The organism is Arthrobacter sp. NPDC090010 (assembly GCF_044748305.1).
Taxonomy (GTDB): Bacteria; Actinomycetota; Actinomycetes; order Actinomycetales; family Micrococcaceae; genus Arthrobacter_E.
Map to the genome: position 1 here is coordinate 144,075 of NZ_JBIVFT010000010.1, position 17,336 is coordinate 161,410.

14 protein-coding genes and 2 tRNA genes are annotated in these 17,336 nt (G+C 67.3%); 7 read left to right on the plus strand and 9 right to left on the minus strand.

Annotated elements, in window-relative coordinates; all coding sequences use genetic code 11:
* Window positions 1–93 precede the first annotated feature (93 nt).
* Window positions 94–687: a hypothetical protein gene (locus ACIPXZ_RS14895; RefSeq protein ID WP_400595667.1), complete on the plus strand. Its 594-nt coding sequence runs from the start codon at window positions 94–96 to the stop codon at window positions 685–687.
* A gap of 92 nt (window positions 688–779) precedes the next feature.
* Here the strand turns inward: ACIPXZ_RS14895 and ACIPXZ_RS14900 are convergent, their stop codons facing one another.
* Window positions 780–1,532 (minus strand): hypothetical protein, encoded by a 753-nt coding sequence (locus tag ACIPXZ_RS14900; RefSeq protein ID WP_400595669.1) that lies wholly within the window; start codon window positions 1,530–1,532, stop codon window positions 780–782.
* 649 nt (window positions 1,533–2,181) lie between these two features.
* Between ACIPXZ_RS14900 and ACIPXZ_RS14905 the strand changes: the two genes are divergently transcribed.
* Both ACIPXZ_RS14905 and ACIPXZ_RS14910 read left to right on the plus strand, forming a co-directional pair.
* Complete coding sequence (locus tag ACIPXZ_RS14905; RefSeq protein WP_400595671.1) at window positions 2,182–3,084, plus strand: winged helix-turn-helix domain-containing protein; 903 nt, start codon at window positions 2,182–2,184, stop codon at window positions 3,082–3,084.
* Between the two features lie 118 nt (window positions 3,085–3,202).
* A complete protein-coding gene (locus ACIPXZ_RS14910) occupies window positions 3,203–3,727 on the plus strand; it encodes a SixA phosphatase family protein (protein WP_400595673.1) in 525 nt (174 codons plus the stop codon).
* On the opposite strand, the gene ACIPXZ_RS14915 is transcribed toward ACIPXZ_RS14910, so the two are convergent.
* The 6 genes from ACIPXZ_RS14915 to ACIPXZ_RS14940 form a co-directional block, all read right to left on the minus strand.
* Window positions 3,642–4,142, minus strand: coding sequence for a hypothetical protein (locus ACIPXZ_RS14915; protein ID WP_400595675.1), 501 nt, complete (start codon window positions 4,140–4,142; stop codon window positions 3,642–3,644). The genes ACIPXZ_RS14910 and ACIPXZ_RS14915 overlap by 86 nt on opposite strands.
* 58 nt (window positions 4,143–4,200) lie before the next feature.
* Complete coding sequence (locus ACIPXZ_RS14920; protein WP_400595677.1) at window positions 4,201–4,869, minus strand: TetR/AcrR family transcriptional regulator; 669 nt, start codon at window positions 4,867–4,869, stop codon at window positions 4,201–4,203.
* A complete protein-coding gene (locus ACIPXZ_RS14925; protein ID WP_400595679.1) occupies window positions 4,866–6,917 on the minus strand; it encodes a YhgE/Pip family protein in 2,052 nt (683 codons plus the stop codon). The genes ACIPXZ_RS14920 and ACIPXZ_RS14925 overlap by 4 nt, the downstream gene beginning before the upstream one ends.
* A complete protein-coding gene (locus ACIPXZ_RS14930) occupies window positions 6,914–7,660 on the minus strand; it encodes an ABC transporter ATP-binding protein (RefSeq protein ID WP_400595681.1) in 747 nt (248 codons plus the stop codon). The genes ACIPXZ_RS14925 and ACIPXZ_RS14930 overlap by 4 nt, the downstream gene beginning before the upstream one ends.
* Window positions 7,661–7,745: 85 nt before the next feature.
* The gene (locus tag ACIPXZ_RS14935) at window positions 7,746–9,215 is read right to left on the minus strand and encodes an aldehyde dehydrogenase family protein (protein ID WP_400595683.1); all 1,470 of its coding nucleotides are present in this window, start codon (window positions 9,213–9,215) and stop codon (window positions 7,746–7,748) included.
* Entirely contained in the window at window positions 9,212–10,504 is a 1,293-nt protein-coding gene (locus ACIPXZ_RS14940) for an amino acid deaminase/aldolase (RefSeq protein WP_400595685.1), read from the minus strand. Before ACIPXZ_RS14940 ends, ACIPXZ_RS14935 begins: the two co-directional genes overlap by 4 nt.
* Window positions 10,505–10,606: 102 nt before the next feature.
* Here ACIPXZ_RS14940 and ACIPXZ_RS14945 point away from each other — a divergent pair, with 102 nt between their 5' ends.
* The 3 genes from ACIPXZ_RS14945 to ACIPXZ_RS14955 are packed head-to-tail and all read left to right on the plus strand — an operon-like array spanning window position 10,607 to window position 14,127.
* Window positions 10,607–11,548 carry a LysR substrate-binding domain-containing protein gene (locus ACIPXZ_RS14945; protein ID WP_400595687.1) on the plus strand — a complete coding sequence of 314 codons (942 nt, stop codon included), beginning with the start codon at window positions 10,607–10,609 and terminating at the stop codon, window positions 11,546–11,548.
* Between the two features lie 45 nt (window positions 11,549–11,593).
* Complete coding sequence (locus ACIPXZ_RS14950) at window positions 11,594–12,907, plus strand: D-arabinono-1,4-lactone oxidase (protein WP_400595689.1); 1,314 nt, start codon at window positions 11,594–11,596, stop codon at window positions 12,905–12,907.
* Complete coding sequence (locus ACIPXZ_RS14955; protein ID WP_400595691.1) at window positions 12,904–14,127, plus strand: MFS transporter; 1,224 nt, start codon at window positions 12,904–12,906, stop codon at window positions 14,125–14,127. The genes ACIPXZ_RS14950 and ACIPXZ_RS14955 overlap by 4 nt, the downstream gene beginning before the upstream one ends.
* A gap of 109 nt (window positions 14,128–14,236) precedes the next feature.
* Here ACIPXZ_RS14955 and ACIPXZ_RS14960 read toward each other — a convergent pair.
* Both ACIPXZ_RS14960 and ACIPXZ_RS14965 read right to left on the minus strand, forming a co-directional pair.
* Window positions 14,237–14,310, minus strand: a tRNA-Arg gene (locus ACIPXZ_RS14960).
* A 338-nt stretch (window positions 14,311–14,648) separates the two neighbouring features.
* Window positions 14,649–14,722 (minus strand) — tRNA-Arg (locus ACIPXZ_RS14965).
* A 262-nt stretch (window positions 14,723–14,984) separates the two neighbouring features.
* Here ACIPXZ_RS14965 and ACIPXZ_RS14970 point away from each other — a divergent pair.
* On the plus strand, window positions 14,985–16,811 hold the full coding sequence (locus tag ACIPXZ_RS14970) for a phosphoenolpyruvate carboxykinase (GTP) (protein WP_400595693.1): 1,827 nt from the start codon (window positions 14,985–14,987) through the stop codon (window positions 16,809–16,811).
* Window positions 16,812–17,336 lie beyond the last annotated feature (525 nt).

The window sequence follows — 17,336 nt, forward strand, 5'->3', positions numbered from 1 at the left end:
CGGGCCGCTTCGGATTCCCTGCACCTGCACAGCGCGGACATAGCGGTGGGTCGGACACTGAGAATCGACAGCACTGAACCCGGAGGAAAGACCATGAACACACAGCAGCCTCATGAAGGACAGGCACCCGAGAATCCGGCGGGATCCGGCCAGCAGGGCCCCGTCCCCACCGACTCTCCGACCGAACCCCTCCAGGGCTATCAGCAGGCGGCCGGCGGGTACGCAGCAGGCGCGGCCCAGGCTCCGCCGTCGGCGTCGGGTCCCACCCCGGCTGCTCCTCCGGGCGCGGTGCCGGCTGGCCCGTACGCCTCGCCGTCACCGCAGGAACGCGGATTCCAGGCTCAGGCGACCCCGTACCGTCAGGGGACGCCCGTGAGGAGCGGAGGCTGGTCCGGCATTCCGAGTGTGGGTAAAGGGTTCATCATCGCGGGTGCCGCCGTGGTCCTTGTCCTGGCCGGCGGTGCCGGCGGTTTCGTCCTGGGCCGGGCCACCGGTGGAGGGCACGCCCATCAGGGCCAGTACCGTCAGGGTCCTGGACAGTTCCAGGGGCCCGGACAGAACCGGGGCAATGGCGGGCAGAACGGCGGCTACGGCCAGCAGAACGGTTCGAACACACAGCCTGGCAGCCTGTCCGGGCTGCTGGTCCCGTCCGAGGGGACGCGCGGAGTGCAACTTCTGGTGCCCTGAGTGTCGTCAGTGACGCGCCGAATTCGTCGGTGACGCGAGAGGCCCCCGGCGGATTCGCTTCCGTCGGGGGCCTCAATGCGTCGTCTTCCGGCTCAGTACCAGTTGTTGGCGTAGTGGAACGCGAGTGCGCCACAAGGGGAGCCGTAGCGATCCTGGATGTATTTCAAGCCCCATTTGATCTGGGTCTTGTAGTTCGTCTGCCAGTCGTCGCCGACACTGGCCATCTTGGTCCCCGGAAGCGCCTGAACGATTCCATAGGCGCCGGAGCTGGAGTTCTGGGCCGTGGTCTTCCAGTCCGACTCGCGAGTCCAGAGCGTCACCAGGCACTGCATCTCGCCCGGTTCCCAGCCGAACTTGCCCAATTGGGTCGAGGCGAAGGACTGGGCGCCGGACGGATCGTCCACCTGGGTGGGAGGTGCAGCCTCGGCCTTGATGGCGTCAGCGGCCTCGCGCAGTGCGGTGGCCTGCTGGGCCGCTTCACGAGCGGACTTGATGGCTTCGGCTCCGGCGGTGGCGCTCTGCGTGGACAGCGTGCTGAGGACGGAGAAATCGAGCTTCTGTCCGGTGCTGGTGCTGCTGACCTTGTGGAACTGGGTGGCCCCCACCTTGACCTCGGGGAGGGTCTGCTGCTGCGCCGGAAGTGCTGCGGGAGCGGTGCCTTGAGCGGCGACCGACGCCTGCGTGGCCAGGCCCGCTGCGAGGGCGACCGTGAGGGTGGAAGCGACGACGGCGGCGCGGCCGCCCCGGCTGCGGGGCAGGAGGCCGGGCAGCTGGCCCAGGATCGATCGGCGGCTGCGCTTTCGGGCAGCGGCACTCTTGGTAGGCCGTTGACGGCTCGCGGTCATGCTCAACCCCTTCGTGGTTCCGGAGGGGGAGCTCGGATGCGCCGTGGCGTCTGACAGGTAAAGGAAACAGCTCTGCCCCGCAGAACAGTCTACGGGCCCGTCCGATCAATGTCACATTTAGGTAACGGGAGTGCCGGCAAAGATGGGTCGTTCTGAGGCGACTCGAAGCCGGAGTGTCCAGGATCCGGTCATCGGGGTATGCGGGAAGAAGTTGCGTAATGATGAATAATATTCGCTTGAATGATATTTTCTGATCAAAAAATTTGAGACATGCTCTGCTTCTCGCGCCGAAGTAAGTGAAACGGATGCTTCGAATCCACTTCTCAGAATCGTGAATTTGATCACAATGGACGGATTTGTCTCACGATGTGGACGCCTGGAGTCTTTGTTACTTGCAAGTTGGGTTTGTTACGTTGCACACTCGAATACGTGAATACCAACTCAACAGCACCTGCAGCCGCAGTAACCTTCTCCAGCGCACCCGCTGGACCGATGGTTCGCTGTTGTCGAATGTGCGCCTGAACCCCATCCCTCAGTTCAGGCAACCGTCCTCCCCGCCCAACGAAGGGCACATCTCGTTACTCATTGCGGGGACTCAATCAACATTCGAGCCGCGATGTCGGCAAATTCACTTCAGAGGTTTGAACCCATGTCAGTTGCATCCGGATACGTCCACATCTCCCTGCGGAACGCCAACAAGGCGCCTGCCGTCCGCCCGGAATTCGCCAACCGCGGGGCTGTGCCCCAGCAATACCCTGCTGGATACAACGGCCAGTACAACGCCACCGTGGCCCCGGGACAGGCCCCGGCTGCCGGATACGCCCAGCCGAGCCCCTATGGTCAGCTGCGCGCGGTGCCTCAGAACCCCGTCCCGCAGGACGGTAACCCGCCCACCGCTCCGACCCCGCTCGTGACCCGCGGCGCCACCGGAACGGCCGCCCGCCCGGCCGGCACTCCGACCGTCGCCCGTGGCTTCGTGCTCTATGTCGGTATCGATGAGGAGACTGCCGCGGCGTCCGGCCAGTCGATCGCCAAGCTCGCTCAGGAGATCCGGGCCTATGCCCAGTCCCTCGTCCAGGGTGCGGAGAGCTACGCCGCCGTCGCCGTCGCCCCCGCGAGTGCGCCGGGCACCGCCCTCGACGTCGTACGCAGCACCTTCGGTGACCCGACCGTGGCCAACCGCCAGCGTGTGGAGACGCCGCGCCCGGCACTGGTTCCCGACCAGCGCCCCAGCGGCGTTCTGATCGACCTGGCCCGTCGCGAAGTCCATCTGGACGGCGACACCCTGAATCTGACGTTCAAGGAGTTCGAACTCCTGAACTACCTCGTGGAGAACGGTACGCGCACCGTGGACCGTGAGGAGCTCCTGGAGAACCTGTGGCGCAACGCCGAAGAGGTTCCCAACGAGCGGACCATCGACGTCCACATCCGGCGTCTCCGCTCCAAGCTTGGCCGCCTGGCCAACACGGTCCGGACGGTCCGCGGTCAGGGTTACCGTTTCTACGAGCACCCCGAGGTCGTCGTCTGGGCGGCGCCGGAGTACTCCATCTGACATTTCGATTCTGTGAGAAGGAGGGGGCCCGCACGGGGTGCCGGTGGCATCCGGAGTGCGCCGTAGGATGCCGCCGGCCTCGAGGACCCCACCGGCCTCGCAGGGATAGTGTTTTCCCATGAGCCAGCACCATGTGAAGCGCCTGATCATCATGCGGCACTCCAAGGCCGACTGGCCTCTCGGCGTCGACGATCATGACCGTCCCCTGGAACCGCGCGGCCATCGGGACGCCGCGGCCGCTGGCGCCTGGCTCCGTGAGACCGGCAACGTTCCCGACTTCATCCTCTGTTCCACGGCGCTCCGCACCCGGCAGAGCTGCACCTGGGTCTGCGAGGAACTGGGGGAGAAGGCCCCGACGCCCAAGCTCGAATCGGGGCTGTACGCCTCCATGGCGCGGCGGATGCTCGCCGTCGTCAATCATGTGCCGGAGACGGTGACCAGCCTGATGATCATCAGCCACTTGCCCGGCGTGCAGGACCTCGCGCTGCTGCTCGCCGATCGTGATTCGGATCAGGACGCCTACCTGGAGATGGCTGAACGTTACCGGACCAGTGGCATCAGTGTGCTCGAGACCTCGAAGCCCTGGGCCGAGCTTGATGGACAGGACGCGAGCCTGACGGCTTTCGCGGTGCCCCGCGCCTGACAGGCCGGCGGGCACCGGAGCGTGGCCCGGGTTTCGCGGTGGGCCAGATGCTGCCGAGGAGCAGGATCAGCAGGGCCACACCTGCACACAGCAGCCCGGCGAAGAGCAGATTGTCGCTGCGCGCTCCGAAGCCCGAGGTGTGCATGACGTTGTAGCCGGTGCCGCTTCCCAGGCCCCAGACGCGGATGAACGCCACGATCAGGGTGGTCGCGAGAACGCTGAACACCCCTGCCGCGAGCAGGGTCTTGTTGCGGCGCAGGATCGCCACCGAAGCGATGGCGCAGACCAGTGCGACGGCGGCGCAGATCAGCAACAGGGCGAAGCCCAGTGCCTCCGGGGCGAGTGCGGCCTGGACCAGAAGCAGGGCGCAGGCCACCAGGGCACCGAGCATGATCCGGGTGGTGAGCAGCCTCATGTGCCTAATTCTCCCAGAGCTGTGAGGATCGGGGCGTCGGCCTCGGGGCGGAGAATCGTCACCGGGCCAGGTAGCCCTTCACGAAGGTCATGATGGCCTCGACGCTGGCACTTTGCGACCTCTCGGGGTGGAAGTTCTTCCGGTCCAGGCCCACGATGAAGCAGGCTCCGAAGATCGCGGCCTCCAGCCCGGAACGGGACACCTCCTGGTTGACGGCATAGTGCCGGGAGATCCGGTCCAGGGCCCGGGCGATGACGTCGAGCAGCTCGGTCCTCAGCTCCTGCATGAGATCCCGCCACTCGTTCTCCGCTTTCCAGTTCTCGTTCATCCAGAGCTGGCCGAAGGAGGGGTAGCCGTCCAGGAAGGCGATGGCTTCCGTCACCACGGCCTCCATGGCCAGCACCGGGTCCTCCTCCGGTGGCAAGGCGGCGAAGCGGGCCAGCATGATGTCCACGCCATGGCGCAGCAGCTGGGCGATCAGCTCGGACTTGCTGCCGAAGTTGTAGTACACGGTGCCCTTGGACACCCCGGCCTCAGCGGCGATCTCGTCCACGGTCACCTCTGATGCTCCGCGTTCGCCGATCAGCCGCATCGATGCCTCGAAGATCTTCTGCCGGGAGGCTTCGGTGCGCTGCGGACGACGGCGGGGGGCGCCGTCGTCGCGCAGCGTGGATTCCTCCGGGGCGGGCCCGCCCGGCGTGGCTGCGGGGGCCGGGGCGGCACTCATACCGAGATCTCCGGCTTGAAGCTCTTGAGGGTCCAGAGCTTGTGCTTGTGCACTGCCAGGATGGACATCCCCATGCCGAGCACCGCGTATCCCACCAGGCCGAGCATGATCGGAGCCACCATGGACAGGTCGCCGCCGTAGATCAGGTGGCGCATGCCCGTCACCACGTAGCCGAGCGGCAGGATGTCGTGGACCACGTGGAAGGGTTCCGGCGTGGTCTGCCACGGGAAGGTGCCACCCGAGGAGACCAGCTGCAGCACCAGCAGGATCAGCACCACGAACTTGCCGGGGGTGCCCAGCAGGGCGCAGATGCCCTGGATCAGTGCGGTGAAGGCCATCGCGGCGAAGAGCAGGAACACGAAGGTCAGTGCCGGGTTGGCGGATTCCAGTTTCAGTCCCAGCGTGACCACAGCCCAGAGCAGGGCGGTCTGCACCGCGGAGACCACGAAGAAGGGCAACCAGCCGGCGATGCCGATCTTCCAGGACGGGGCGTTGGAGGCCAGTGCGCGCTGGGTGAGCGGGCGCATCGCCTGGACCAGCATGAACGCGCCGATCCACAGGGACAGGCTCAGGAAGAACGGGGCCAGGCCTGCGCCGTAGGTGGTGGCCTTGGCCTGCGAGACGTTGTTCACGGAGACCGGATCGGACATCACCTTGGAGACGTTGTCCCGCTGGTTCTCGTTCGGATTCGGGATCTGTCCCGAGCCTTCGGCCAGCTTGCTTGCGAGCTCCTTGGCGCCCGAGGACGCGGTCTTGGAACCATCCTGGAGCTGCGCGGCTCCGGTGTTGAGCTTGCTCGCACCGGCGGAGAGCTGACTGGCGCCGTTGTAGGCATCCTGCTCGCCGGCGGCCAGGGTCTTGGCACCCTGAGCGAGCTGCGCCGCGCCGTTGTTGGCCTGGCTGATGCCTCCGGCCAAGGTGGGGGCCGCGTCGGAGAGCTTTTTCGCCCCGGCGGCGACCGCCGCCGAACCGTCGGAGAGTTTCTGGACGTCGGCCGCTGCACCGGAGATCTTCGCCTTGGCGTCGGTGACCGGGTTCGAGCTCTGGGCGGTCTGCAGATCGGCCAGGACCTTATCGGCCTGCGCCTGCGTGATGACCCCATCGGTGACCAGTTTGCCGACGGTGCTCTTGATATCGGTGTCGAGTTTGGTCTCGGCACCTTGCAATTGCTGCACCGCGCCCTGGACCTTGGCGTTCAGCTGGGCGTTCCCGGCAGCCACCTGAGCGGCGCCGTCGGCGAGCTGCTTGGTGCTCGCGGGAAGCTGAGAGGCACCCTGATTCAACTGTGACAGCCCGTTGGAGAGCGTGCCCGCACCACTGGAGAGCTGGTTCGCGCCGGCCACGAGTTTGCCCTGGCCGTCCACGAGCTGCTGGGCTCCGGTGGTCAGATCTCCCGTGCCCTGGTGGAGCTGGGTGGCTCCTGATTGCAGCTGGGTGAGGCCCTTGGAGAGCGTTCCGGCGCCGTCGGCGGCCTTCACCATGTTCTGGTGGATCACCCCGAACCCGGTCAGGAGCTGGTCGGCGGTCTGCTGGCCGACCTCCTGAGCGACGGTGCTGTGCACGGCCGTGGTGAGCTTGTCCACGATCGTGCTCAGCAGGTAGTTGTTGGCGTCGTTCGTGGTGACGTTCAGCATCGCCTGGTGTGCCGAGTCGAAGCTGGACGGCGAGACGAGGTTCTTGGAGAAATCGGCGGGGATCTTCAGGGCGAAGGCGTACTGTCCGGTCCGCACGCCTTCGTCGGCCTGCTGAGAGGTGGACACCCGCTGCCAGTCGAAGAGGTGCGCATCCAGCAGGGAATCGGCCACCTTGCTGCCCGCGTTGAGTTCTTCGCCCTTGGTGCCGTCCGGCTTGCTGGGGGCGGCGCCCGTGTCTTCGACCACGAGTGCGGCCTTGATGCCGCTGAGATTGTTGTACGGATCCCAGTTGGCGTACAGGTAGATGGCCCCGTAGAGGAGGGGGACCAAGGACAGCGCCACGATGGTGAGCTTGGGCAGGACGCCGCTGGTCATCCGCTTCAGCTCGGAGCGGGCCAGGCGCAGTACGGTCACTTCTGATCCTCCATGACGGCCTCCGCGGCCTCCTCTTCGGCCCCGGCAGGGGTCTCCGGCTCCTCATCGGAGGGAGCCTCGTTCTCTACGGCCTCTTTCTCCGTGTCTTCCGCGGGAAGCGGAGCGGAGTTCCCGATCACAGCGCTGGGACCCTCCCAGCCTTCCGGCAGGGCGGAGACCGTGGCGACGACGGCGAGTGGCCGTCCGGCGTCGTAGGCCAGCGCTTCGCAGCGCTCGAGCCAGGCGGCAGGATCGGCGCTGTGCCGGTCCGGCGAGTCCAGGACCAGGAGGTCCACGCCCGGGTCGGCGAGGGCCAGCTGCGTCAGAAGGTCGATGCGTCGCTCCGCGGGGAGTTCGTCGACCCAGAGTTTCTCGACGTCCTCGAAGGAATTGAGCTTGAGCCAGGGTTTGGCGAGCAGGGCGCCGCGATAGCGGCGGGGCACCATGGCGAGGTCTTCGGTGACCAGGTCGCAGACGGAGAGATGCTGTTCGGGTTCGTTGATGCCGGGGGAGTCGACCAGGGCGGATGCCTTGCGGATCGTCCGGAGCCGGGTGCTGCCGTTCCAGGAGAGGTGGCCCGAAGAGGGCTTCATGCGGCCGCTGAGTGTGAGGGCCAGGACGGTGCGATCATCCTGGTTCTCGCCGCGCACCAGAAGGAGTTCGCCGGGGGAGACGCGCAGGGAGGTGGGCGGCAGCAGATCGGTTCTGCGGCCGTTCACCTGGAGTGCACGGACGTCAAGCATGGGGAGGCCTTTCGTGGGAGTTCACTCTCAGATTAGCTGAACTGACCGGTCAGTTCAAATAGCATATCCCCACGTGACCGAGCTGTCAGCGCCTCCCGTGAACCAGCCTCACCGCGCGTGCCAAGGCCTTGACGTGCCACGGTTTCCGCTGGAAGGACAGGAGCGGGACCGGCAACGGGAAACGCTGCCGGGCCACGCTGTGCGGGCGCGTGAACTCGCGGAGGCCGTCCGCCCCGTGAATACGTCCGAAGCCGGAATCCCCGGTGCCTCCGAAGGGCAGGGCCGGGACCAGTGCGAAGGACATGACGCTGTTGATCGAGGTCATCCCGGCGCGCAGTCGTCGGGCCACGGTCTCCGCCGTGCGCAGGTTCCGGCTGTAGACGGCGCTGCCCAAGCCGTAGACCCCGGCGTTGCTCTTGCTCACCGCCTCCTCCAGCGAGTCCACCCGTGTCACGGTCAGCGTGGGGCCGAACGTCTCCTCCCGCACCGCGGCGCTGTCCTCCGGGACGTCCAGCAGGATCACCGGGCTGACGAACGGTGGCCTCACCGAATCCTCGCCGCCGACGACGGCGCGCCCACCGTCGTCGAGCGCGGCGCGGATGTGCCGCAGCACTGTGTCGGGCTGCGAGGGCATCGTGAGCGGACCCATGCGATCCTGCGGGCCGGCCCCGACGGTCACGCCCGCGGCTATTCTGCGCAATTCCGCCACGAACGCTTCGAAGACCGGTGCCTCGACGTAGGCGCGTTCCATTCCGATGCACGTCTGGCCGGCGTTGCCCCAGGCGCCGAAGGCCACATCCTGTGCAGCGGCCCGTATATCGGCGTCGGCGGCGATGATCGCGGCGTCCTTGCCCCCGGCCTCGATCACCACAGGGGTGAGGGTCTCCGCGCAGGCGGCCATGACCTTCTTGCCGGTGGCTGTCGAACCGGTGAAAGCCAGTTTGTTCACTCCGGCCCGGCACAGGGCCGACCCTGTGGCCCCGAGGCCCGTCACGGCCTGCAGCACCGGGAGTTCCGGGACGGCCGTGGCGAAGGCGTCCACGATCCAAAGCCCCACCGCCGTGCTGTACTCGCTCGGTTTGAACACCACGCTGTTGCCCGCGGCCAAAGCGTAGGCGATCGAGCCCATCGGGGTGAACACCGGATAGTTCCACGGTCCGATCACCCCCACCACGCCCAGCGGCACGTGCTCCACACTCGCGGCCAGATTGGCTCCGAGGAGCCCTGGCCGGACCGACGTCTTCCGGAGGACCGGATGTGCGTTGCGAGCCGCCCAGTCCACGTGCTCCACGGCGGCCATCACCTCCAGGCGTGAGTCGTCCACCGGCTTGCCGGTCTCCTCCTGCATGAGCCGGGCGAGTTCGTCCAGGCCCGCCACGATCCGCCTCTTGAAGGCCAGGAGCCGTGCCTTGCGGCCCTCGAAGCCGAGCCCCGCCCACCAGGGTGCGGCCTCCCGGGCGCGCGCGACGGCGGCGGCCACCTCGACGTCGTCGTACGCCGGGAAGGATGCCAGCACCGAACCGTCGGCGGGGTTGAGAGAGTCAAAAGTGCTCATCCGAGGAATGCCTTTCCTTCGCCGCGGTAGCTGGGGATGGTTGCCACCAGCTCGTCGCCGTCCACCATATGCACAGTGGTGACGTGTTCCAGGAGTTCGCCGGCCTTGGCATGCCGGAACCAGACCTTGTCGCCGGGCCGGAGTGTGTCCGCCGCCGGACCTTGCAGCGGTGTCTGGACTTCGCCCGCGCCTTCCCGGTCCAGCAGGTGCAGTCCGGTCGGCCAGACCGGCAGGGGCAAGCGGTCCCGTCCGGCTGGACCGGAGGCCGCCCAGCCTCCGCCCAGCACTGTCACGAAGCCGGGAGCGGGGCGGCGTACCACCGGGAGGGCGAAGAACGCGGCCGGCTGAGGCCGGAACGACCGGTATCCGTCGAAGAGGCCCGGACCGTAGAGGCCGGATCCCGCCGCGAGTTCCGTGACGCACTCCTCCCGCCCTGTGGTCTCGAAACTTCCGGTGCCGCCGCCGTTGACGAACTCCAATGCGGGAGCACCGGCACGGGCCAGGGCCGCCTGGACCGCGGCGATGGCGTCCTGCCGCCGGCCGGCGAGCTCGAATGCGGAGAAAGAACGCAAGGCCCGCATCTGCACCCGGTTCGCCCAGGACCCCGTGTCGTCTCCGAGTCCGGCGATCTGGCCTTCGTAGGACATGACCCCGACCAGCCGGAACCACGGCCTGCTCGCGATCTCGGTGCTCAGCGCTTCGGCCTCATCCGGGGAGTGGACGGGGGAGCGGCGCATGCCGAGATGGACGCGGCCCGATGCCAGACGCAATGACGCATCCAGGTCCAGGCAGAGCCGGAGAGGCGCTCCGGCCGTGGCGAAGTCCCGCAGGAATTCGAGGTGTTCGAGCGAATCCACCATCAAGGTGACGCGCTCCCTGGCGCTCGCGGACCCCGCAAGCTCCGTGAGTGCGGCGCGGTCCGTGCTCGGGTAGGCGAGCAGGACGTCGTCGAACTCCTCGGCCAGCCAGAGGGCCTCGGGGAGGGCATAGGCCAGGATGCCGCGGAAACCCGGTACGGCGAGGACGGCGCGCAGCATGTCCCGGGATCTCAGCGACTTGCTGGCCACCCGGATGGGCTTGCCCGCGGCGCGGCGCAGCAGATCCGCGGTGTTGTGCTGCAGCGCCGGCAGGCTCAGGACCGCGAGCGGCGCCTCATGGCGGGAGGTGGCGCGCTCCAGGGCCGCGAAGCCGCCCGAGGCGGTGAAGGACCGGCTCTCCGCAGAGCGCCCGGCGCCTGTCGGACCGGCCGCACCCGCCAGGCTGAACGGTGGTTCCGTGAGCAGAGACATACCCCGACTGTGACACGTCTCACCTCGGCGGGGAAACAGCCTCCTGGGCGTCACTGACAGCGAATCGTTGTCAATCAGGGGCGTGGTGCGCACAATGGGCGGATGATGGACGTGAACACGCGGCGCTTGCGTTACTTCGTGGCGGTGGCTGAGGAACTGCACTTCAGCCGCGCGGCGGCCAGGCTTTTCGTCGCCCAGCAGGCACTCTCCAAACAGATCCGCGAACTGGAAGGCGAGCTCGGTCTGACACTGCTCATCCGTACGACACGGAGAGTGGAGCTCACCGAAGACGGCGAGCGGTTTCTCGCGGTGGCGCGAGCAGTCCTCGCGGAGTGGGACGACGGGCTGCGGAGAGTCCGGCAGGCCAGCCGCGCCGCGCAGCAGACACTGAGGCTCGGTTTCGTGGTGGGCGCTGCCCTGGAACTGACCCGCCCCATCCTGGCAGAGTTCGCGAGGAGGCACCCCGAGATCGAGCTGCACCTCCAGGAGGCGTCTCTGAGCGACCCGAGCTGCGGACTCGCGGACGGCAGCAGCGATCTCGCCATCCTGCGGCCGCCGCTCTCCCTTCCCGGAGTGAAACGCCTCCCCTTGTTCGTGGAACCCGTGGTCGCATGCCTGGCGTCCGGCCACCCTCTGGCGGCGCGCCGCCTCGTGTCACCGGCCGAGCTGCTGGACGAGCCGCTCACCGTCGGCGGAGGGAACGACGTCGCGTGGCGGGCGTTCTGGACACTCTCGGCCTTCCGTGGACCGGATCGGCCCGCGCGGATCGTGGAGACGAGCTCGCCGACCGAAGAAACGGAACTCGTGGCGAGCGGTGTCGCCACGGCGCTCACGGCCGCGGCATCGGCGCGGTACCTCTCCCGCCCCGGCCTCGTCTACGTTCCGGTGGAACCCCACCCGGGCAGTGAAGTGGCGGTGGCCTGGCGGCAGGATGTCGAGAATGCGGCCGTGACAGCGTTCGTCGAGGTCGCCCGTGCGGTGCGCGACGCCGAACGTGAGCTCATCCGGGGAATTGAGCACCCGTCGGTTGTGAATCCGCACTGATCCGCTGTTTGTGTCTTGGCTCACATCGGCGTGACCATGGACGCCATGTGGAAGAACTGGGCCGGAGATCAGGCCTGCACCCCGGCCCGCCTCGCCCACGCGGCGTCGGTGGACGATGTCCGGCGGGTGGTGGAGGAAGCAGCCCGGCAAGGCGGCGTGGTCCGGGTCGCAGGGGCCGGGCACTCGTTCGGTGACAACGTCCTGACCTCCGGGACCTTGCTGTCTCTCGACGCTTTGAGCGGACTCCTCTCCGTTGATGCCGATGCCGGGACGGTACGGGTCGCCGCGGGAACCCGATTGCACGAACTCAACCGGCTCCTCGAGGAACACGGTCTGGCACTGGCGAACCTCGGGGACATCGACAGCCAATCCGTGGCCGGTGCCATCTCCACCGGGACTCACGGCACGGGGCGCCTGCTGGGGAACCTCGCGACCTTCGTGGACGACGTCGAGCTGGTCACTGCGGACGGCTCGCTGATCCATGCTTCCCAGGCGGGGGAGGGCGTGCTGGAGGCCGCACGGCTCGCGGTCGGGGGACTCGGCGTCGTGACCGCCTACACGCTGAAGGTGGTTCCCGCGTTCGCCCTGCGCTGCGTCCAGGAGCCTGCGCCGCTCGAAGAAGTCCTGGCGAGTCTGGATGAGCGGGTGGACGGCAACGAACACTTCGAGTTCTTCTCCTTCCCGCACAGCGGAACCGTGATCAGCAAGAGCACGAATACCGTTCATGGGGCGGTCGGTCCCGGCGCTGGGAGGCGCCCCGGTGGTCTGGCCCGATTGAAGGCGTATCTGGAGGAGGAACTGCTGGAGAACACCGCGCTCGACGCGGTCTGCCGTCTGGGTCGCGCCCGGCCGCGGCTCATCCCCCGGCTCAACCGTCTCGCCACGGATCTGGTCGGCCCGACCACGCGGACGGGTCTCAGCCACCACGTCCTGGTGAGCCGCCGCAGTGTGCGCTTCACGGAGACCGAATGGGCCTTGCCGCGGGAGGCGGGCGTCGCGGCGCTCCGTGAGATGCGCAAGCTGGTGAGCGCCCGCGGCCTGGACGTGAATTTCCCGTTCGAGGTCCGTTTCGTCGCGGGGGACGAGAAGGCCTTCCTGAGCCCCGCGTACGGCCGTGAGAGCTGTTACATCGCCGCTCATATGTACCGGGGCATGCCCTGGCAGGAGTTCTTCACGGCGGTTCAGGACATCGCCCTCGACTACGGCGGGCGTCCCCACTGGGGCAAGAGGCACAGCCTCTCCGCCGAGCGGCTCGCGGGTCTCTACCCGCGCTGGGATGATTTCCAGGGCGTCCGCGCACGCCTCGATCCAGACGGGCTGTTCGTCAACGATCACCTCCGCCGCGTCTTCGGTCATTGAAGAACCGGCATTCGCACCGCAGGGAGAAGGACATGAGCCAGCACCTCGACGTCGTGCAGGAAGGCCGTCTGGCCCGGCAGAGGGTGGCGGTGGCCGTCGCCTTTTTCATGCAGGGGTTTCTTTTCATCACCATGACCACGCACCTGCCGCAGATCCAGGGGCAATTCGGACTCGACGCCGCGATGCTCTCGGTGCTGCTCCTCGGCATGGTCATCCTCGCCGGCGCCGGATCGGTCGTCGCCGGGCAGCTGGCGCGACGCTTCGATTCGGCGAGGGCGCTGTCGCTCGGGCTGGTGCTCATCGGCGCCGGTGCTGTGGGAGCGGGGCTGGCCCCGGGCTTGGAACTCTTCTGTCTTTTTCTGGCGATCTATGGGGTAGGCCTCGGCACGGTCGACGCGTCCATGAACATGCAAGGCGTGGCATTGGAGCACCGGCTCTCGCGGACTCTTCTCCCTGGTTTCCATGCCGCCTGGACTGCCGGCGGTATCGCGGCGACTCTCGTGGCGCTCGGGTTCGGTGAGGTGTCCCTGGCGGTGTCGATCGCACCTTTCGGCGCGCTCGCCGTCCTGCTCATGTTCCTGCCGTTCCTGCGGCGGGATCGGGGAGAGGACGCCGAGGGGGCGGGCCAGCGCGTGGAGATCCCCTGGCGTCGGCTTCTTCTGGTGGGCCTGGTCCTGGTGCTCTTCTACATGGTGGACACCGCGGCCTCCACTTGGGGCCCGGCGTATCTGCACGAACTCTTCGGCACGGGAGTCGGCGACGTCGCAGTGGCCACGCTGCCGTATCTGTGCGCCTCCTTGCTGGCCCGGCTGGCCGGCGACTGGGCCGTCGGGCGGTTCGGAGCGGTCCGCCTGCTGCGTGCCGCGGCCTTGCTCTCCGCGGCCGCGCTCGCGGTGGTGGTGCTGGCACCGTCGGCCATGGTGGCCGTGGCCGGTTTCGCGGTTCTCGGCTTCGGCGCGGGCATCATCGCCCCCTTGTCCTTCTCCGCGGCCGGGTCCATCGCTTCGCGGACCACGGGGGACACTGTCGATGGCGCGGTGCTCCGAAGCCGGGTGGATTCGGTGATCGCACGTTTCAACCAGTTCAACTATCTCGGTGCCCTGCTGGGTTCAGTGCTGACGGGGCTGGTGGGTGCCGATTCGCTGCGGTACGGCTTCGCCCTGCCGCTGGTGCTCGTGCTGGTGATCATCCCGCTGGCCCGCGCGTTCCGGGAGGAGTGAAGGGCCCGGGGCTTCCGGACGGGCTGATTCGGGAGACAGGAAAGGCCCCGGTCCGTGGACCGGGGCCTTTCTGTATTCCAGATGCAGATGCTCTATTCCAGATGCTCTGTGCGCCCAAAGGGATTCGAACCCCTGACCTTCTGTTCCGTAGACAGACGCTCTATCCAGCTGAGCTATGGGCGCATGGTTTCCTCCGGGTGACCCCGTCTGAACCTTGCTAAACCTTACCCGAAAACTCCTCGTGATGCACAACGGCATCGCTTGCCGGGGAGCAGGGGCGAAACCGAGAATTCTTCGCGAGTTGGTGGACATCGTCCGACGTCGTTGCTCCACGATCGGCGCTGATCAGTGGTGTCACCCGCGTCAGTGGCGTCACCCGCGGGGTGGGCCGGTGCGACACCGGGGAGCGAGGGGTTGGGGAGAGGGGTCGGGTGAGGTGCGAGCGGGCAGCAAAAAGCCCCGGTCCGTGGACCGGGGCTTGGCTGTGTTCCAGATGCAGATGCTCTATTCCAGATGCTCTGTGCGCCCAAAGGGATTCGAACCCCTGACCTTCTGTTCCGTAGACAGACGCTCTATCCAGCTGAGCTATGGGCGCATGGTTTCCTCCGGGTGACCCCGTTTGAACCTCAATAAACTTTACGCGAACTTTTGGGAGCGTCCAAATCGACGAACGGTGACGCCTCGCACATAGACCGGTCTATGTGACCTTAGTCACAAAACAAGGGTTGGAAGGCCGTTATGGCCAGCGAAAACACTCCGATGAGGCCTCGTGAGTCAAATATTGCTGAGAATCCTCTCAGTGGTCCGTACCTACCATTGAGACACCCGCCCAGGAACCCCATCGAAAAGGACTCACTATGGGAAATCTGACGACGTCTCGCCTGACAGCCGACGCCCCCACTACCCACCAGAAGCTTCTGGCCTGGGTGGAGGAAGTGGCAGAGCTGACGCAGCCGGACTCCATCTACTGGGTGAACGGTTCCGAAGAAGAGTACGCGAGCCTGACCAATGAACTGGTCGAGGCCGGCACCCTGGTCCGCCTCAACCCGGAGACCTTCCCGAACTCCTTCGCCGCCTTCTCCGACCCGGCCGACGTCGCGCGTGTCGAAGAGCAGACCTTCATCTGCTCCGAGAAGGAGGCCGATGCCGGCTTCACCAACAACTGGATGGCCCCTGCCGAGATGAAGGGGAAGCTCAACGCCCTCTTCGCAGGCTCGATGCGTGGCCGCACCATGTACGTCATCCCCTTCGTCATGGGTCACCTTGACGCGGAGGATCCCAAGTTCGGCGTCGAGATCACCGACTCGGCTTACGTCGTCGCCTCCATGCGTGTCATGGCCCGCATCGGCACCGAGGTGCTGGAACGCCTGACCGCCACGGACGCCTTCTTCGTCCCGGCTCTGCATTCCGTGGGCGCCCCGTTGGAGCCCGGCCAGGAGGATGTCGCCTGGCCCTGCAACCCGGACAAGTGGATCGTGCACTTCCCTGAGGAGCGTTCCATCGTCTCCTACGGCTCCGGTTACGGCGGCAACGCCCTGCTCGGCAAGAAGTGCTTCTCCCTGCGCATCGCCTCCGTCATGGCCCGCGACGAGGGATGGCTCGCCGAGCACATGCTCATCCTCAAGCTCACCAGCCCCGAGTCCAAGGTCTACCACGTGGCCGCGGCCTTCCCCTCGGCCTGTGGCAAGACCAACCTCGCCCTCCTGGACCCCACCATCAAGGGCTGGAAGGTCGAGACCCTGGGCGACGACATCAACTGGATGCGTTTCGGCAAGGATGGCGAGCTGCGCGCCGTCAACCCCGAGGCGGGCCTCTTCGGCGTCGCGCCCGGCACCGGCTGGGGCACCAACCCGAACGCCATGCGCGCCATCGCCAAGGGCAACAGCATCTTCACCAATGTCGCGCTGACCGACGACGGCGGCGTCTGGTGGGAGGGCATGACCGAGGAGACCCCGGCGCGCCTCACCGACTGGCAGGGCAATGAATGGACCCCTGAGTCCGGCCGTCCCGCCGCGCACCCGAACTCCCGCTTCTGCACCCCGATCGACCAGATCGACATGCTGGCCCCGGAGTACTTCGCTCCCGAGGGTGTTCAGGTGGATGCCATCCTGTTCGGCGGTCGCCGCAAGACCACCATCCCGCTGGTCACCGAAGCCCGCGACTGGAGCAACGGCATCTTCATGGGTTCCACGCTCTCCTCCGAGACCACGGCCGCGGCCGCTGGTGCGGTCGGTGTGGTGCGTCGCGATCCCATGGCCATGCTCCCGTTCATCGGCTACAACGCGGGGGACTACCTGAAGCACTGGATCTCCCTGTCCGCCAAGGCTAACCCGGAGAAGCTGCCGAAGATCTTCCTGGTCAACTGGTTCCGCCGCACTCCTGAGGGTGGCTTCGCCTGGCCCGGTTTCGGTGAGAACTCCCGCGTGCTGAAGTGGGCCATCGAGCGCATCGAAGGCAAGGCCGAGGCCGTGGAGACCCCGATCGGATTCGTGCCGGCCGAGGGCTCGCTGGACACCGACGGCCTGGACGTCAGTGCCGCCGAGCTGGAAGCCGCCCTGGCTTTCCGTCCGGAGGAATGGGAGGTCGAGGCCGCCAGCATTGAGGAGTGGTACGCCAACTTCGGTGAGGCCCTGCCCGCCGAGCTCCGCGCCGAGCTGGATGGGTTGAAGTCCCGCCTGGCCTGAGCTCAGAGCCTCTGCGCGGCAGCCTTCACACTCTTTCGCGCAGGAACTGGTCGAACCCCCGCCTTCGGGTGGGGGTTCGACTGTTTAAAGGGGAGCGCGGCTGTTTAAGGTGGCTGGTCGTTTCAGAGTACGGCGGCCTTGGCGGGCGGGTGGTTCTCAGAGGACAGCGACCCTGGTGGGCGGGTGGTCTCAGGGGCGCGGCCGTTTGTAGAGGGCAGGCCTCCTCAGGGGGCGCGGCCACCCCGAGTGAGGCGGTCTCAGTGCGGCACCGTCCGAAGAATGTGTGCTCCCGGCTTCGCTGCCTGGGGCCTGTATCCGGGGCCTGTATCCGGGGCCTGCATCTGGAACCTCCGCCGGGCGGGGGCCGGGGGGGGGGGGGGGGGGGGGGGGGGGGGGGGGGGGGGGGGGGGGCGCCGCCCCCCCGGCGGGGGGCCCCCCCCGCGGGGTGGGGGGGCCGGGGGCCCGAGTGGGCTGGGGAGCAAAATGTTTGGGGGCCGCGCCCCCCCCGGGGGCCCCCACCCCCAA

Bases quoted from the DNA above. Each gene is read 5' to 3' on its own strand.
- ACIPXZ_RS14895 (WP_400595667.1), top strand. From the start codon at position 94: ATGAACACACAGCAGCCTCATGAAGGACAGGCACCCGAGAATCCGGCG.
- ACIPXZ_RS14900 (WP_400595669.1), bottom strand. From the start codon at position 1,532: ATGACCGCGAGCCGTCAACGGCCTACCAAGAGTGCCGCTGCCCGAAAG.
- ACIPXZ_RS14905 (WP_400595671.1), top strand. From the start codon at position 2,182: ATGTCAGTTGCATCCGGATACGTCCACATCTCCCTGCGGAACGCCAAC.
- ACIPXZ_RS14910 (WP_400595673.1), top strand. From the start codon at position 3,203: ATGAGCCAGCACCATGTGAAGCGCCTGATCATCATGCGGCACTCCAAG.
- ACIPXZ_RS14915 (WP_400595675.1), bottom strand. From the start codon at position 4,142: ATGAGGCTGCTCACCACCCGGATCATGCTCGGTGCCCTGGTGGCCTGC.
- ACIPXZ_RS14920 (WP_400595677.1), bottom strand. From the start codon at position 4,869: ATGAGTGCCGCCCCGGCCCCCGCAGCCACGCCGGGCGGGCCCGCCCCG.
- ACIPXZ_RS14930 (WP_400595681.1), bottom strand. From the start codon at position 7,660: ATGCTTGACGTCCGTGCACTCCAGGTGAACGGCCGCAGAACCGATCTG.
- ACIPXZ_RS14935 (WP_400595683.1), bottom strand. From the start codon at position 9,215: ATGAGCACTTTTGACTCTCTCAACCCCGCCGACGGTTCGGTGCTGGCA.
- ACIPXZ_RS14940 (WP_400595685.1), bottom strand. From the start codon at position 10,504: ATGTCTCTGCTCACGGAACCACCGTTCAGCCTGGCGGGTGCGGCCGGT.
- ACIPXZ_RS14945 (WP_400595687.1), top strand. From the start codon at position 10,607: ATGATGGACGTGAACACGCGGCGCTTGCGTTACTTCGTGGCGGTGGCT.
- ACIPXZ_RS14950 (WP_400595689.1), top strand. From the start codon at position 11,594: ATGTGGAAGAACTGGGCCGGAGATCAGGCCTGCACCCCGGCCCGCCTC.
- ACIPXZ_RS14970 (WP_400595693.1), top strand. From the start codon at position 14,985: ATGGGAAATCTGACGACGTCTCGCCTGACAGCCGACGCCCCCACTACC.